This window comes from Mycobacterium heckeshornense, from assembly GCF_016592155.1.
Lineage (GTDB): Bacteria > Actinomycetota > Actinomycetes > Mycobacteriales > Mycobacteriaceae > Mycobacterium > Mycobacterium heckeshornense.
The window spans coordinates 1,088,009-1,102,840 of sequence record NZ_AP024237.1 but is presented as its reverse complement, the minus strand read 5'-3'; the positions used below and the strand labels follow the sequence as shown (position 1 = coordinate 1,102,840).

16 protein-coding genes, 1 tRNA gene and 2 pseudogenes are annotated in these 14,832 nt (G+C 65.8%); 7 read left to right on the top strand and 12 right to left on the bottom strand.

Annotation, left to right across the window (positions count from 1 at the left end):
* Positions 1–59 precede the first annotated feature (59 nt).
* The gene (locus tag MHEC_RS05370; RefSeq protein ID WP_048889943.1) at positions 60–656 is read left to right on the top strand and encodes an alpha-ketoglutarate-dependent dioxygenase AlkB; all 597 of its coding nucleotides are present in this window, start codon (positions 60–62) and stop codon (positions 654–656) included.
* On the opposite strand, the gene MHEC_RS05365 is transcribed toward MHEC_RS05370, so the two are convergent.
* From MHEC_RS05365 to MHEC_RS23985, 4 genes and pseudogenes are all read right to left on the bottom strand, one after another.
* Positions 653–1,315, bottom strand: coding sequence for a DUF5642 family protein (locus MHEC_RS05365; RefSeq protein ID WP_048890149.1), 663 nt, complete (start codon positions 1,313–1,315; stop codon positions 653–655). The two genes, MHEC_RS05370 and MHEC_RS05365, sit on opposite strands and share 4 nt — an antisense overlap.
* Positions 1,316–1,343: 28 nt before the next feature.
* Positions 1,344–2,015: a DUF5642 family protein gene (locus MHEC_RS05360; RefSeq protein WP_048889944.1), complete on the bottom strand. Its 672-nt coding sequence runs from the start codon at positions 2,013–2,015 to the stop codon at positions 1,344–1,346.
* A gap of 46 nt (positions 2,016–2,061) precedes the next feature.
* A complete protein-coding gene (locus tag MHEC_RS05355; protein WP_162490208.1) occupies positions 2,062–3,015 on the bottom strand; it encodes a GNAT family N-acetyltransferase in 954 nt (317 codons plus the stop codon).
* Between the two features lie 405 nt (positions 3,016–3,420).
* Positions 3,421–4,416, bottom strand: a pseudogene (locus MHEC_RS23985) (DDE-type integrase/transposase/recombinase); the annotation flags it as partial.
* 292 nt (positions 4,417–4,708) lie between these two features.
* Here MHEC_RS23985 and MHEC_RS05335 point away from each other — a divergent pair.
* Both MHEC_RS05335 and MHEC_RS05330 read left to right on the top strand, forming a co-directional pair.
* Positions 4,709–5,020, top strand: a complete 312-nt coding sequence (locus MHEC_RS05335) for a hypothetical protein (RefSeq protein ID WP_048889945.1) — start codon at positions 4,709–4,711, stop codon at positions 5,018–5,020.
* Between the two features lie 4 nt (positions 5,021–5,024).
* Positions 5,025–6,263, top strand: coding sequence for a bifunctional WXG100 family type VII secretion target/C40 family peptidase (locus MHEC_RS05330; protein ID WP_048889946.1), 1,239 nt, complete (start codon positions 5,025–5,027; stop codon positions 6,261–6,263).
* Here MHEC_RS05330 and MHEC_RS05325 read toward each other — a convergent pair.
* Entirely contained in the window at positions 6,260–6,919 is a 660-nt protein-coding gene (locus MHEC_RS05325; RefSeq protein WP_082169557.1) for a sensor domain-containing protein, read from the bottom strand. The genes MHEC_RS05330 and MHEC_RS05325 overlap by 4 nt on opposite strands.
* 493 nt (positions 6,920–7,412) lie before the next feature.
* The gene (locus MHEC_RS05320; protein WP_048889948.1) at positions 7,413–8,033 is read right to left on the bottom strand and encodes a TIGR03085 family metal-binding protein; all 621 of its coding nucleotides are present in this window, start codon (positions 8,031–8,033) and stop codon (positions 7,413–7,415) included.
* A gap of 97 nt (positions 8,034–8,130) precedes the next feature.
* On the opposite strand from MHEC_RS05320, the gene MHEC_RS05315 reads away from it, so the two are divergent.
* Positions 8,131–8,478: a VOC family protein gene (locus MHEC_RS05315; RefSeq protein WP_048889949.1), complete on the top strand. Its 348-nt coding sequence runs from the start codon at positions 8,131–8,133 to the stop codon at positions 8,476–8,478.
* Between the two features lie 24 nt (positions 8,479–8,502).
* Here the strand turns inward: MHEC_RS05315 and MHEC_RS05310 are convergent.
* The 5 genes from MHEC_RS05310 to MHEC_RS05290 form a co-directional block, all read right to left on the bottom strand.
* Positions 8,503–8,578: transfer RNA gene (locus tag MHEC_RS05310), tRNA-Ala, on the bottom strand.
* Between the two features lie 51 nt (positions 8,579–8,629).
* Complete coding sequence (gene sepX / locus MHEC_RS05305; RefSeq protein ID WP_048889950.1) at positions 8,630–9,562, bottom strand: divisome protein SepX/GlpR; 933 nt, start codon at positions 9,560–9,562, stop codon at positions 8,630–8,632.
* A 147-nt stretch (positions 9,563–9,709) separates the two neighbouring features.
* Positions 9,710–10,363, bottom strand: coding sequence for a GNAT family N-acetyltransferase (locus MHEC_RS05300; RefSeq protein WP_048889951.1), 654 nt, complete (start codon positions 10,361–10,363; stop codon positions 9,710–9,712).
* Positions 10,364–10,384: 21 nt separating this feature from the next.
* Positions 10,385–11,644, bottom strand: a complete 1,260-nt coding sequence (gene glp, locus MHEC_RS05295; protein WP_048889952.1) for a molybdotransferase-like divisome protein Glp — start codon at positions 11,642–11,644, stop codon at positions 10,385–10,387.
* 50 nt (positions 11,645–11,694) lie between these two features.
* Entirely contained in the window at positions 11,695–12,597 is a 903-nt protein-coding gene (locus tag MHEC_RS05290; protein ID WP_048890151.1) for a UTP--glucose-1-phosphate uridylyltransferase, read from the bottom strand.
* Between the two features lie 71 nt (positions 12,598–12,668).
* On the opposite strand from MHEC_RS05290, the pseudogene MHEC_RS05285 reads away from it, so the two are divergent.
* The 3 genes and pseudogenes from MHEC_RS05285 to MHEC_RS05275 all read left to right on the top strand — a co-directional run bounded on the left by MHEC_RS05285 (position 12,669) and on the right by MHEC_RS05275 (position 14,351).
* Positions 12,669–13,311 (top strand): annotated as a pseudogene (locus MHEC_RS05285) (5-formyltetrahydrofolate cyclo-ligase).
* Between the two features lie 26 nt (positions 13,312–13,337).
* A complete protein-coding gene (locus MHEC_RS05280) occupies positions 13,338–13,631 on the top strand; it encodes an FmdB family zinc ribbon protein (RefSeq protein ID WP_201399452.1) in 294 nt (97 codons plus the stop codon).
* Positions 13,632–13,697: 66 nt separating this feature from the next.
* The gene (locus tag MHEC_RS05275; RefSeq protein WP_201399450.1) at positions 13,698–14,351 is read left to right on the top strand and encodes an SAF domain-containing protein; all 654 of its coding nucleotides are present in this window, start codon (positions 13,698–13,700) and stop codon (positions 14,349–14,351) included.
* On the opposite strand, the gene MHEC_RS05270 is transcribed toward MHEC_RS05275, so the two are convergent.
* A complete protein-coding gene (locus MHEC_RS05270) occupies positions 14,338–14,781 on the bottom strand; it encodes a large conductance mechanosensitive channel protein MscL (protein WP_048889955.1) in 444 nt (147 codons plus the stop codon). The two genes, MHEC_RS05275 and MHEC_RS05270, sit on opposite strands and share 14 nt — an antisense overlap.
* Between the last annotated feature and the right edge of the window lie 51 nt (positions 14,782–14,832).

Genomic DNA, 14,832 nt, shown 5'->3' with positions numbered 1-14,832 from the left:
CACGGTAATGCCCGCGACACCTCGGCGCCGTTCGAACGGGCGTGCGATAGACTGCCGCCATGGCGCTCGCCGTGCAGGGTTCGCTGTTCGACGTCCAACAACGTCGCTACCTCGGTGATGGCGCCTGGATCGACATACGCTCCGGCTGGCTGGCGGGCGCCGACAAGCTGTTCGACGCGCTGCTGACCACCGTGGCCTGGCGCACCGAGCGCCGCCACATGTACGACCACGTCGTCGACGTGCCGCGGCTGGTGAGCTTTCACGACCTGGCGGTCGACGAGCCGCCGCACCCGGAGCTCACGCGGCTGCGTGGGCGGCTCAACGACATCTACGCCGGCGAACTGGGCGAGCCGTTCACCACGGTGGGACTGTGCCTGTACCGCGACGGCACCGACAGCGTTGCCTGGCACGGCGATACCATCGGGCGCGGCAGCCGCGAGGACACCATGGTCGCGATCGTCAGCCTCGGCGCTACCCGCACGTTCGCGTTGCGGCCGCGCGGGGGCGGTGCATCGTTGCGGCTGCCGCAGGGTCACGGCGATCTACTGGTGATGGGCGGGTCGTGTCAACGCACTTGGGAGCATTCGGTTCCCAAGACGTCCGCGCCGACGGGTCCGCGGATCAGCATCCAGTTCCGGCCGCGTGATGTGCGCTAAGGCGAGTTTTTGACCGCGGCCACTGCGGTGGTGAGCAGCTCGCGAGCACGTTGGGTATTGACTGCCGCCACTGGCTTGTCGGGAAGCACCAGCGGGTTGGCCGTGACGATCACCTGGTAGTTGCCGAAATGAGCGGAGTAGTTGTAGACCTCGCCGGTGCGGGTTTGCCCGTCGATGACGGTCTGCAGGATCCGGTGCACGCCAAGCGTCCGGGTGCCCGCAATGCGCGGGGCGTCGACAACCTCGATGACGCCGCGAACTGAGCCGCCAGCGAATCCCACCTTCTGACAGCCGGTTCCGGGATCGTTAACCGGCACCGGCCGGGAGGTTTCGACCGCGATCGCGATGAAGCGGTTGCCTTCACCCTCGGCAGAGACGGCGGCCATATTGCCTTGCAGGCCAGGCGGCACCGCCGGGGCTGCCGCGACCTTGGCGCAGTTCGGCGGCTCGAACTTCAGGCCGCCCGGCAGCTTCTGCCCCGCCAACAACTTCGGGTCGATACCGGTCGGTGCGATGTTGGTGACATGGAACTCGGGTCCAAAACTCGATCTCACCCCGGCAACTTTGGCGATATCGGCCGACGCGGAATCGGCCGGTCCGGCGGATGCGCATGCGGCGAGCCAACACACACATCCAAGCGTGAGCACCGCTCTGATCACCGTGGTGAATTTACCCAACCAGCGACCGTCAGCCACGTAACGCGCCCACCGTTTTGACCAACAGATCGGCTGCGAATTGCGGCGGCAACGGCGAATACGCCGAACCAGGGTCGGTGACGAGCACTGTGAACGCGTAATAGTCGCCCAGATACGCGGCGAATGTTCGAGCGTAAAAAGCGATTTCACTTCCGCCTTCGACCGAGGTGGTGGTCTCGCTTGCCATCCCCACGGTTTGGATGCCGTCGATGTGTGGCGGGTCGACGAGGCGCACCCTTGTCGCCGCATGGTGTGTCGCCATAATCCACTGCCGGCATTGGGACATGATTGGATGCTCTGTTGGCGCCGACTGTGCTGGGAGCGTCGTGACCACCGCATAGACAATCCCACCGGAACCGGACCCCGATACGCCTTGCCCGGATTCGCCACGGCCCTGCAGAGGGTCGGCCAGCGTCGCGCATTGAGCCGGATGTGCCGCCCAGTGCGCCCCCAGACCCCAGATCGCTGCGGGCACCGTCGCAGCGGCCAGGCCGGTCACCTCGTAACCGCGGGGCAGGTCACGGGTAACCCTCTTGATGTTGGCCGGGGTGATCCGCATCTGGCTGACGGCGGCCGAGGTGGGCCAGGTACTGCGGGCTGACCCGGCTGGGTGAGCGCATGCCGCTGCCAGCATGACCGCCGTGACAGCCGACGCGAACCGCATGCCCGTTGATACCACGCGAGGGCCAGGGTGCTTCGCCGACACGCCGTCAGCTGACAGCCTGAATCACTTGGCGTGCAACACGTTTGATTTGCCCGGCCATATCGCGCCCGAACGGCAGGTGGCGCAGATCGGGGACCGGGATGACTGTGGTGACGACGCCCACGTCGTCACGCTCCCAGACCGCACCGTAGTGGTCCATGATCGTGCGCATCGGCAGGTTGTCGGAAAGCATTCGCCCACAGAACTTTTCGACTCCCGCCACCCGGGCCGCCACGGCCAGGGCGCCGATGAGGAAACTGCCGATCCCACGGTGCTGATACGGGTCGGCGACGATGAACGCGATCTCGGCGAGCGTCGGGTCGTGTTCGTCACGAACGAAGCGGGCGTCCGCGACTGGATATCCATCGCCGTCGGTGACCACCCACACGAAATGGTCGACGTAGTCAACCTCGAACAAGTACTCCATCAGCGCTGGGCTGGGGACTCGCGGTGACATGAACCGGCGGTACAGCGTCTCACTCGAGAACTCGACGTGGCCCTGTGTGGTTTTTTCGATGTCGCCCGGGAGTACCGGGCGAAGCAGCAATTCGGTTCCGTCGCGAACGCGGACCGGGATGGGCTGGACAAACGCGGCCAGACGCTGGCGGGCGGTGCGAACGAGCCGCTGCATGATGCCGGGGATGTGCAGCATCTGCGCGAACGCGTCGCGGTCGCCGATCCAGCCGGTCAACGGTTCGGTCGTGGTGACGGTTGCGCTGCGCGGGGTGTCGCGCAGCAAAGCGATTTCCCCGACGATCATGCCGGCTGACACGTGCTCGACGATCACGGTGTCGTCGTCGCCGACGTGTTTGACCTCGGCAGTACCGGACCTGATGAGAAGGAAAGAAACGGCCTGCTCGCCTTGCCGCATGAGTACCCGGCCGGCACCGGCCCGCAGCGGCTGGAGGTTCGCGGCCAGCGACATCAAGTCCCCGCCGGGACACCCTTCGAAGACGGTCATGGTGGCGAGCTCGTCGGGGCGCAGCCCAGTTGGTTTGCTCACCGTGACATCCACCACTCATTGCGGACCCGCCACGACCGCACTCCCATCGGCGCCCGGCCGCGGTCCAATGTGGCCTAGGCTATGGCGTCGTCTGCGCATGCGGCAAGGACTCGCCCATCCGGGCGCGCGAGTAGTAGGAGCGCGGCAGGTCCGGCTTCAGCGAGCGGTGACCAGCCCGTTCATGGTGACGGTGTATGAACGGCGGGGGCCTCCGATCGCGTTCTACATTGCCAGCGACGTCACCACGCGGCCGAACGGCGCCGGGCCGCCGCTGCGCTGCGTTTGTCGGGAGCTGACCGATTGCTCGACGTGGCTTGCGGCCCTGGCGATTTCGCGGCGCCTCGCGCCGGGAGGCCTTGCGGGTGGTTTCAACAGTTCCCAGCCGGTCTTTGAGAGACCAATCATTATCATCGCCAACGCATTATCGTCGGCATCTGCGATCGTTCCAATCGAGGGCTTGATCCCGGCGAACACGATCGCTTCACAGCAGTGCACCGACGTGTACTGCGACCCGGCATCGGAGTGAGGAAGCGTCAACCCCGCCAACGGGTGGCCTTCACGGGTCCGCAGCAGCCGCGGCCTGGCGGATCGCCGATTCGACGAACCAGGCCTGTTTGACTATCAAGCACGCCCAGCCCAAGATCTGCCCGGCATAGGCGTCGACCCACGAACGCGGTGTAGACGAACATTCCGGTGACCAGGCGAACGTAGGTGAAATCGGCTACCAGCAGCCGATTCGGGGCATCGACAGCCAACTTGCGATCCACCAGATCAGGGACCCGCCGCACACCGGCCCAGCCGTTGGCCCGCATGAGGCGCTCCGCGGTGCATTTAGCCACCGGGATGCCCCGTCGTTGCAGGTGCGCCCACATCTTGGCCGCGCCGTAGAGCGACTCGGCCTTACCGCGACCGGTCAGCATCGGGGGTGTAGTAGCCGGCCGGATCTCGGTGACCGTCATGTCCGACAAGGCCCGTTTCGATGGTGGGCGAGCCTGCTGGGCGTAGAAGGTCTCGGGGCGATCGTGCAGCTATGCTCAGACAGCGCGCGGCAGATTGCAGCGACCCCAAACCGGGCACGATGCTCGACGCTGAAGTCACAAATCAACGGTGTCGCGGGTCGTTCTCCCGCGCGACAAACCCGTTGCCGCCTTCAGGATCTCGATGGTTTGCTCAAGCTCACGGTTCTTTTTGGCGCAACTCCCGGCACTCCACCGTCGACACCCCAGCGGCCTTGCCGTCGTCGATCTCTGCCTGGCGCACCCACTTGTGCAGGCTCCCCGCGCTCATCCCCAGCCGCGCCGAGATGGCCCGCATCACCGCCCAGTCAGTGCCGTACTCGTCGCGATGCGCCCGGACCAGCCGGACCGCCTCGGCCTTCGCGTCCTGGTCGGACCTCGTTGCCTTCGTGCCATCCTTACCCTCAACAGAAGGTGTGCACGAAACCCGGGATGGTCCGACATGCCATCCGACACTAATGCTGCGACCACCGTGATCATCCTGCAAGACTCCATTTTTCCCATGGGGTGATGGTCAGCCCGGCTCGACAGGTGGGGTCGATTGCCTGACCCTGTTCCGAAGATATTGTGACTTGCGCCGGGATACCGGCGGTTTATGCTCTCGCCGAGCAGCAGTCCCTTGGAAGGTGGCCCCCATGGCCGATGGGTTGATCGTCGAGCCTGCTGTGCTCCAGGTCGGGACCGACCAGATGTCCGCGGCCCTCCAGCAGGCCGCTATCGGTTTCATCCGCCATGATGACGAGCTGGCCGAAGCTGCCCCGGGTTGGATCGGTGCCTCACAGCAAGCACTAGGTGAGCTGGCGGCACGCTGGGAGCTTCAGCATTCCCACCACAAGATCACGGTGGCCGAAATCAGCAACAACGTGATCGAGGTGGCCCAGCGCTACGTGCAAAACGAGGCCGCATCGGCACAGGCGCTCACGCTGGCCGGCGAGTCCGGCTTCTAAACAGTTGGAGCCGCTGACCTTCGACGATGTTCTGCTGCGATGGGACCCCGCAGCGGTGCATCAAGTTTTTCAGATCGCCAACAACCGTGCCCAAACGTTGCACACCTTGGGCGACAACCTGCAAACGATTCAGAAGATGGTGCTCGAACACTGGCAGGGCGAAGCGGGGGCAGCGTTCCAGGCCGATATGGACAAGGCCCGCGCCGACATCGAAACCAATGGGCAAGAATCCAAGCAGGTCGCCGCGGCGGTGGGCCGCGCCGAAGCCGATGTGCGCTGGTGCCGGTCCGAGGCACAGCGGATAAAAGAAGTCGCCGACTCGAACCTGTGGACCATCACACCGGACTGGCGCGTCCAGATTCCCGACACGGCACGTATTGGGCTCGACCCCATCGCGGTTGCCGCCGAACAGCAAGCGTTGCAAACCGAACTGGATCAGTTGAAGGTGCGCGCCCACGCCGCCGACCACGAACTAGCCACAGCCATCCGCGCCTCGGTCGGTGAAATCCCACTCGACGAGCACGGCGGTCAGGACAGCGGTCAGCCGAGAGACGTTGGCAGCCAAGAACGCCCGGGTGTCACAGATGTCAACGATCCCGGCGTGAAATGGCAGCCCGGCTTCAATCCCGATCAGTGGAAGAAGTCTTGGCAGAACCCTTTACTTGCCGACAACCCTCCTGGTTATACCGGCGGACCTGGGCCTGCGCGCGACCAAGCATGGCAGAACTATCTGGCGCATTTTCCGACCGACCAGCGAGGATACTTACCCAATCCCGATGCGGTCAGCGATCCCGGCCTGAAAATGGTCGGTTTCGGCGCAGCCCAGCTGGGCACGTCGTACGCCTGGGGTGGAAAAGGGCTGAATGGTCCAGGTAAAGGAACGCTCAGTGGCGATCCCGTCAATCCTCCCGGGGGCGCGCACATTTACCGCGACGACCAACGCATCGGGTTCGACTGCAGTGGCCTGACGGAGTATGCAGCAGCGCACGCGCGGCCAGGTGTGGACATCGGCCAGGGCACAAGCGGCCAGCTCGGTTCACCCAACCTGACCAGCGTGGCGGGGGGAGCGCCGCTCAAGCCGGGTGGTTTGATTTACTACGGTCCTGGCAGCGCCGAACATGTCGGGATCTACGTCGCTCCTGGCGTCATTCTGAACGCGCCTGAATCGGGCCTACCGGTCGAACTCGACCATCGCACGACGATGCCGAATGGCAACCTGGTGCGTGTGCGACGCCTGCGTTAAAGAGGTTTGTTGATCTTCGCTGCGATCTGATCCGCGGTGGAAGCTGCGATCTGTTGTGAATTATCGAAATGCCCTGCCGTGACGGTGAAAACCACGTTTTTGACTGTGCGCGCGTCGGTGGCAAACGACGTTTCGTCGGTTCCCTTAACAGGAGAGAATGCGTGCGCATGCCACATCGCCCTGTTCGGTGCGATTGAATCGACAGAAACCTCGCCGCCGTCGGACTTGCATGCCTGCAACCCGTTAATCAACTGCTCGAATACGGTATTGGCGTTCGAAACGTCAGCATAGATCCCGATTGCTTGCGCTACGTAGACGTTGCTGAACCCGACGTAATTCATGTTGCGGAACGCGATCGTGTCATTGCCAAAAACCGCAACATGACCGGCAGGGAGTTTCGCTAACAAACAACTGCCTGCAGGTGATGGTGAACTCAATGGATGGCTGTCGACAGTGCTGTGGCGAAGGCTGTCGCCGGTACCCGGCACCTGGTCCATCGGGACCACAAGCGAGTCGATTTCTTTTGCGTCCACCGGTTGGCCTACCGGTGCAGGCGTGGTGGTGTCGCCACGAGACTCGATGATAGAGCCTTTGCTGCACCCAACTAGAACGGCGGCTACCCCAACTGCTACCGCAGTGCGCGTCCATCGCAGCATCTGCGAAGTTTAACCATGTCATCGACAGTTCTCAGGAAGGGCCGGACTGTCGACGTGCGGGCGAGACTGGTGGACTGGAGTACACTGCCCGACGCAGAGAGTGATGACAGCAGCTGCTCTCCGAGCGGACTGTCGCACAGCGATGGGGCCGATCAGCACCCGGCAGTTATCCGCAAGATCGCCTCTGCTGATTACCTAGACTTCCCCGCATCAGGCGGGCGACCTGACTCCCAGGTCGTTGATCACGCCCATAATGGCGGGGCCGTTTACCTAACAGGATGTAGAGCACCAGGCCGATGGGGATCAGCGCGGCGATGTAGAGCAGGACGGTCGTGCGCCTCCTTTAGGCCGCACCCTTTGGCACTGACATATTGCCGTCTCCGGTAATCGCCGAGCGGAGGAAATCTTCAAGACCGACCGGCCCGCGCGCACTGCGGTTGGTGGCCGCCGGCAAGCCAGGGTGAGGCCGTTATCGACGCACGGGCTTGCCAGCTCACAAGCCTCGTCGCGTGTTGCGGACGGCTCGGACGGCGTCGTCGGCGCCGTCGAAGTTGACCCGGGCGTCGCGGCCGACTGCGAAGAGCAGCAGTTCCTCCGGCGCGCCGGTGACCGTGACTGCCGGTCCACGGCCAAGGGTCACTACCGTCTTGCCGTCCGGTGTCCGAAGTGCCACCCGAGCGGGCATTTTCGCCATCGCCATTCGTGCCATGAGTGGCAGCGGACGTGTCAAAGCCTTGACGGTAGCGGCGTCGAGAGTCCGCGGTTCCCAACCCGGTTGGGCACGCCGGACGTCTTCGTGGTGGATGAACATCTCGTTGAGGTTGACCAGCGGATCGATCAACCTGAGCGGCGAGAAGACCGGCGGTCCAGAGGCAATCTTGTCCAGCAGTTCAGTCCAGTCGCTCGATTCGGTGACCTCCTTTTGGACCTTGGCCGTATAGGACGCCAGCGCCGGGATCACGATGCCGGGAGCGGCGTCCGGCCGTCGTTCCCGGATCACCAGATGTGCGGCGAGGTCGCGAGTGGTCCACCCCTCGCAAAGGGTGGGCGCGTCCGGCCCGACGCTGCGCATGGTCTCGACGAGCGCGGCGCGTTCCCGTTGGGCAGCCGTCATGTTCCCATCTCCTCGGAGTCCCGACCCTCGATCAACGCATATACGTAGTTGATACCGGAATGGGCGACCCGAGGCAGACCCGAGGCAGAATTGAGCGATGAAACCAGCCGGTGTGCACCATGTCGCCATTTGCGTCGCCGACGCGCAGCAGGGTCTCGCCTTCTACCGCGATGTGCTCGGTATGACGCCGTTGCCGCGTCCCGACCTCGGCCCCGGGTACTGGCTGGACGCCGGCGGTCAGCAGGTGCACCTAATGGAGTCGGAGAGCCAGCCACACGGCGCCAACCACTTCGCGATCCGGGTCGACGACATCGAGGCCGCGGTCAGCGACCTGCGGGAGCACGGCGTCGAAGTGCACCGCACCCCGTTCGTCCCCGGTGCGGGGCATCAGGCTTTTTTGCACGATCCATTCGGCAACTTGGTCGAGTTGAACCAGCCGGAATAGCCTGGCCCGATCGGTCGGCTTCGCTGGTGGAGCTAAGGGGATTCGAACCCCTGACCTACTCGATGCGAACGAGTCGCGCTACCAACTGCGCCATAGCCCCTAGCCGCTAGCAGGTTACCAGTCACGGCGCCGGCAGCCGCAACCCGCGGCGCTACTGGCCAGCCGCTCGCGGCAGGTCGTAGTGGCGCGAGAACGGGGCATAGTCGAGGTGTTCGAAGATCGGATCTTCATCGTCGATCTCCAGCACGACCGCACCCGGACGCCGCAGCCGCGCCGGCACCAGGTCCCGCTCGCGGTCGTGCGCGTTTCCCACGCCCAGCCGCGAGCGCGCCATCCGCTGCATCCGCCGACGCCGCAACCGCTGCTCGATCCGGGTTTGGCGGCGCAGATATGCCAGATACAGCAGCATCAGGCCACCGACACCGCCGCAGACCCACCACGCACTCGGTGTCGCCAGGTAGGCCACCGCGGCCGAAGCGAGCATGCCCAGCGCCATCGTCATCAGCATCCGCTTGCGGAACCGGTATTTGCGGGCACTGACAGCGGCGGCCGTCTTGGACTCATATCGGTAGCGCGCCACCGGGGTGGCCGCCGTGGCCGGGTCAGCCGCGACCTCGATACCGGACGTATCTTCGACATACTCGTATCGAGCACCGATTTCCTCCGAGTCGCCGGTGTCGACATCGTCGAATTCAGCTGGCGCGTCGTCGAATTCGGTTTCGTCGCTTGCCAATTCAGCGGATGCGGTGTGCTCCTCGGCAACCGGCTCGGCCTCGTCATGCTCCACCACGTTGACGTCATCGGAATCCGGCGGGGCTGGGCCATCGTCGTCGTCGTCAGCGTCGTCGTCATCGGCGTCCGCGCTGTCCTGCGGCCGCCAGTGGGGATCGCTGCGATGGCCTGCCGCCGGTCCCCGGCGTCGCATCAGCCGCGCGCCGGCGGCACTGTTGAGCACCCTGGTCGCCAGGGCCACATCGCTGGTTCGCCGCACCGCATCCCGCTTGCTTGCCAGCATCGGAACCAGCACGAACAGCCACAGCACCACCAACGAGATCCACAGCAATGATTGCGGGATGCTTGGCATGGCGACCTGCTCCTTTCCCGGCGATCCAGCTCAGCCGGTGAGGATAATTACACACCTGTGATTTGCCGATGACAAGCACCGCAAACCACAAATGTCACTTCTGTAACAGAGCCGTGGCCTGCTGCCGTCACGTCCATACGGCTGGTCCTAGACCCAGCTGGCGTGCCCCTCGCGCACCAGCGTCGACGTCACCGACCCGTACACCTCTTCGACGGTGAGCCCCATCAACAGGTGATCGCGCCACGCACCGTCGACCTCGAGGTAGCGTCGCAGCAGGCCTTCCTCCCGGAATCCGACCTTTGCCAGTACCGCACGGCTGGCCACATTCTCCGGGCGCACGGTGGCCTCCACGCGATGCAAGGCCACCGGTCCGAAGCAGTGGTCGAGCCCCAACGCCAGTGCGCCGGTCGCGACTCCGCCGCCGGTCGCCGCGCTCGACACCCAGTAGCCGATCCACGCCGACCGCAACGCGCCATGGATGACGTTGCCGATCGTCAGCTGGCCGCAGAATTCCCCGTCGAGCTCGATCGCGTACGGCAGCATCCGGCCTTTGCGGGCCTCCGCCCGCAGGCTCGAGCACACCGCTGGCCAGGACGAAACCATGTGCCGCACAGTCCAATCCGCACCTGTGCTGGGCTCCCACGGCTCGAGGTGGGCGCGATCGGCCAACCGGATCCGGCTCCACATCACACCGTCGCGCATGCGCACCGGGCGCAGCCGGATGACGCCCGCCGGGACCCGCAGCGGCCCGACGACCATCGGCCACCCCGGATGCCGGAAGCTGGAGCGCCACAGGTTCACTGCAGTGCGCGATCGTGCCGCTCAGCCACGCTGAGCCAGGAAGGCGACGTCGACGATCTCGCCGGTGCGGATCTGTTCAGCCTCGCTGGGAACCATCACCAGACAGTTTGCCTCAGCGAGCGTCGCCAGCAAATGCGATGAGGCGCCCGGGGCGCCGCCGAGAGCCTGTACCAGGTATTCACCGCTGTCCTGGTCGCGCATCAGCTGCCCACGCAGATAGCCCTTACGACCCGACACCGAGCTGATCGGGGACAGCGTGCGGGCCTGCACCACCCGGCGCATCGGCTGCCGTCTGCCCAGCGAGAGACGGATCAGCGGGCGCACCATCACCTCGAAGACCACCAGGGCGCTGACCGGGTTGGCCGGCAACAGAAACGTCGGCACACCTTCGCCGCCCAGTTGTCCAAAGCCCTGAACGGACCCTGGGTGCATGGCGACGCGAGTGACCTCCATCTCGCCGAGTTCGGAGAGCACCGCGCACACCGCGTCGGCCGCTGCGCCGCCGACGGCGCCCGCGATGACGACGATCTCGGCCCGGTTGATCTGGCCCTCCACGACGTCGCGCAGCTGCTTGGGGTCGCTGCTGACGATGCCGATGCGGTTGACCTCCGCGCCTGCGTCCCGGCCCGCAGCCGCCAGGGCATAGGAGTTGACGTCGTATACCTGCCCAGGACCCGGCGTGCGCGAGATGTCGACCAGCTCGCCGCCGACCGCCATCACCGATAGCCGCGGGCGCGGGTGGACCAGGACCCGTTCGCGGCCCACCGCCGCCAGCAGCCCTACCTGGGCGGGCCCGATGATCGTCCCGGCCCGCACCGCGACGTCGCCGGGCTGCACGTCGTCACCGGTGCGTCGCACGTAAGCACCCGAGCGCACCCCGCGCAGCACCCGCACCCGCGACCGCCCACCGTCGGTCCAGTGCACGGGCAACACTGCGTCGGCCAATGTGGGCAGCGGCGCACCGGTCTGCACCCGAACCGCCTGCCGGGGCTGCAACCTACCGGGGGTGCGGGCACCGGCTTCGATCGAGCCCATCACCGGCAGGCTCACCTCGGCCGCAGCCTCGTCCTCGGCGTGATCGGAGTTACCCACACCGAGCACGTCGACGCTGCGTACCGCGTAGCCGTCGATTGCTGCCTGGTCGAAGCCGGGCAGCGGGCGTTCGGTCACCACCTCTTCGGCACACATCAGGCCTTGCGCCTCGGCGATCGCGACCCGCACCGGCCTCGGCGCTACCGCGGCGGCCGACACCCGGGCCTGCTGTTCTTCCACCGAACGCACAGCGCGCCTTCCTGCCGTCAAGCCGTGAAAAGCTCAGGCCTGACCCGTCGCTAGCGCCCGGCCAGGCCCAACCGCGCCACCAACCATTCCCGCAAATCCGGGCCGTAGTCGTCACGGTCCAGTGCAAAGTCAACCGCAGCCTTGAGGTAGCCGCCGGGATTTCCCAAGTCGTGTCGAGACCCGCGATGCACCACCACGTGGACCGGATGACCTTCCTTGATCAGCAGTGCGATCGCATCGGTGAGCTGCACCTCCCCGCCCGCGCCGCGTTCGGTCTGGCGCAACGCGTCGAAGATGGCGCGGTCGAGTACGTAGCGGCCCGCGGCCGCATAACTCGACGGCGCGTCCTGCGGCTTCGGCTTTTCGACCATCCCGTTGACCTTGAGCACGTCCTTGCCGGCGCCGGCAACCGGCTCGACGTCGAAGACGCCGTAGGCGCTGATCTCCTCGGGGCTGACCTCGATGGCGCACAGCACCGTGCCGCCCCGCTGGGCCCGCACGTTCGACATGGTCTCCAGCACACCGGTCGGCAACACCAGGTCGTCGGGCAGAAGCACGGCGATCGCGTCGTCGTCGGCCGACAGCACCGGCTCCACGCAACCAATGGCGTGTCCCAACCCCAGCGGCTCGTCCTGCACCACGGACTCGACTTTGATCAGCCGGGGGGCGCGGCGCACCTTGTCGAGCATGTCTTTCTTGCCGCGAGCTTCGAGCGTTCCTTCCAGCACCAGGTCTTCGACGAAGTGCGCGACCACGCTGTCTTTGCCCTGCGAGGTGACGATCACCAGGCGGTCAGCGCCGGCCTCGGCCGCCTCGGCGGCCACCAGCTCGATGCCGGGTGTGTCGACGACCGGCAGCAGCTCTTTGGGCACCGTTTTGGTCGTGGGCAGGAACCGGGTGCCCAGGCCGGCCGCGGGCACGACCGCCGTACGGGGAACGTGTGGTGGTGCCATGAATCACACCCTAACTGCAGCAGGTGGCGCCGGTGTGGCGATGCCAAAGCTGTTGCTGTCATCGTTGGGGCATGGGCACCGCCGGCAAGGCCGCATTGCGACAGCAGCTGCTAGCCGCTCGGGGGTCGGTCGCCGAGGACGTGCGGGCCGCCGAGGCGCGTTCGCTCGCCGAGCACCTGGCACTGGTGGCGACCGACGGCAACACCGTGTGCGCCTATGTGCCGGTGGGCGCGGAGCCGGGATCGATCGAGATGCTCGAGGTGTTACGACGCCGGGTACGACGGGTGTTGCTGCCGGTCGCGCGCACGACGGCCGACGACACCCCCGCTGCCGCTGCGGTGGGGCGAATACCGGCCCGGCGGATTGGTGGCCGGGCGGTTTGGTCTGCTCGAACCCGCAGCGCCGTGGCTGCCGGCGTCGGCGCTGACCGAAGCCGACCTGGTGCTGGTGCCTGCCCTGGCGGTCGATCGCCGTGGGGTGCGCCTGGGCCGTGGCCGCGGGTTCTACGATCGCTCCCTGGTCTCTTGTGGCCCGCGCGCGCGGCTGGTTGCGGTGGTGCGTGACCAGGAGCTGGTCGACGAGTTGCCGTGCGAACCGCACGACGTGGCGATGACACATGCCCTGACACCCGGGGGGCGGGGTGGTTGCCCTGCACACCGCCGGAATGACGCGGCAAATGTAGCGGTTCTAGCACTTAAGACGCTAGAGTGCTAACCAAGCTCACATACTCGGAGGTTTCCGTGCCGACCTACAGCTACGCGTGCACCGAATGCGACAACCGCTTCGACATCGTGCAGGCCTTCACCGACGACGCGCTGACTACCTGCCAACGTTGCTCCGGCCGGCTGCGCAAGATCTTCAACTCGGTCGGTGTGGTGTTCAAGGGCAGCGGCTTTTACCGCACCGACAGTCGCGAGTCGGCGAAGAGCTCGACGAACGGTTCGGGCGAGAAGAGTTCGAGTGAATCGAGCACAGGCGAAAAGAGCAGCCCGAGCGAGAAGTCGACCACCTCCTCGAGCACGGCGGCAGCGTAGGAAGTTATCCACAAGCCGGTGCTGCGACCGGCACCCCTGCGTTGGCGCCGCGCCTAGCGTTGCGGCATGCGCGAGTCGCTGAACCCGCCGCTGCTGAGGCAGATCACGCAGGCCCTGCGGCCGGACTGGACAAGGACCGTGCTGGCTCGACGTGTTGCGGCCGCCGTCCTGGTTGTATTGGCGGGTGTTGCGGCGATGCGGCCCAACCCCGACGGCGACCGTGCAGACGTCGTGGTCGCAGCGCGTGACCTCAGCCCGGGCGCTGCCCTGGCGGCCGAGGATGTGCGGCTTGAAAAGCGTTTGGCGACAACAATTCCCGACGGGTCGCAGACTGACGTAGCACGTGTGGTTGGCTCGACGCTGGCCGGCCCGGCGCGTCGTGGCGAGGTGCTCACCGATGTCCGCTTACTGGGTAGCCGGCTGGCCGAATCGGCGGCTGGCCCCGGCGCGCGGATCGTGCCACTGCACCTGGCGGATCCCGCGCTGATCGACCTGGTTCGCCCCGGTGATGTCGTCGACATCTTGGCGGCGTCAGACACGGAGTCCAAGGACGCTGCCCGCGTCGTGGCAACGGACGCCGTCGTGGTTCTGGTCTCGGCCAAACCGAAGGCGGGGGCGACCGACGATGATCGCGTCGTTTTGGTCGCCCTGCCCGGCCGCACCGCGCACGCGGTGGCCGGTGCCGCACTGGTTCAGACGGTGACCTTTACCCTGCACTGACCGCTTCGCCGGTCTTGGGCTGCTCGGCGGCACAGTACTTGCATTTCTGTGCGGCCTCGGGAATGTCGGATAGGCATGCCGGGCAGGCCTTGGTCGCCGGGTCCTCGCCGAACACGGTCACCCCACGGCGTTTTTGAATATGCCGGTAGGGCATCACGATCACGAAGTACACCACCGCGACGAAGACGATGAAGTAGATGACCGCCGAGATGAACGCCCCGATGTCGAGGAAAGTAGCCTTGTTGCCCGCGTCGCCGAGTTGCCAACCCAACCCGAACGCATGATGCGGCTGTGTGGCCGCGACAAGCGGATTGATCACACTGTCGGTGAAAGCTTTGACCAGGTTCGAGAAGGCCAGGGCCACCACCAGCCCGACGGCCACAGTGATTACGTCACCGCGCATCAGAAAGTTTTTGAATCCCTTGAACACGCGAGCCACCTCCCGTCAGCGAATTGGCGAGGCGACATGAAGCCGCCGCGA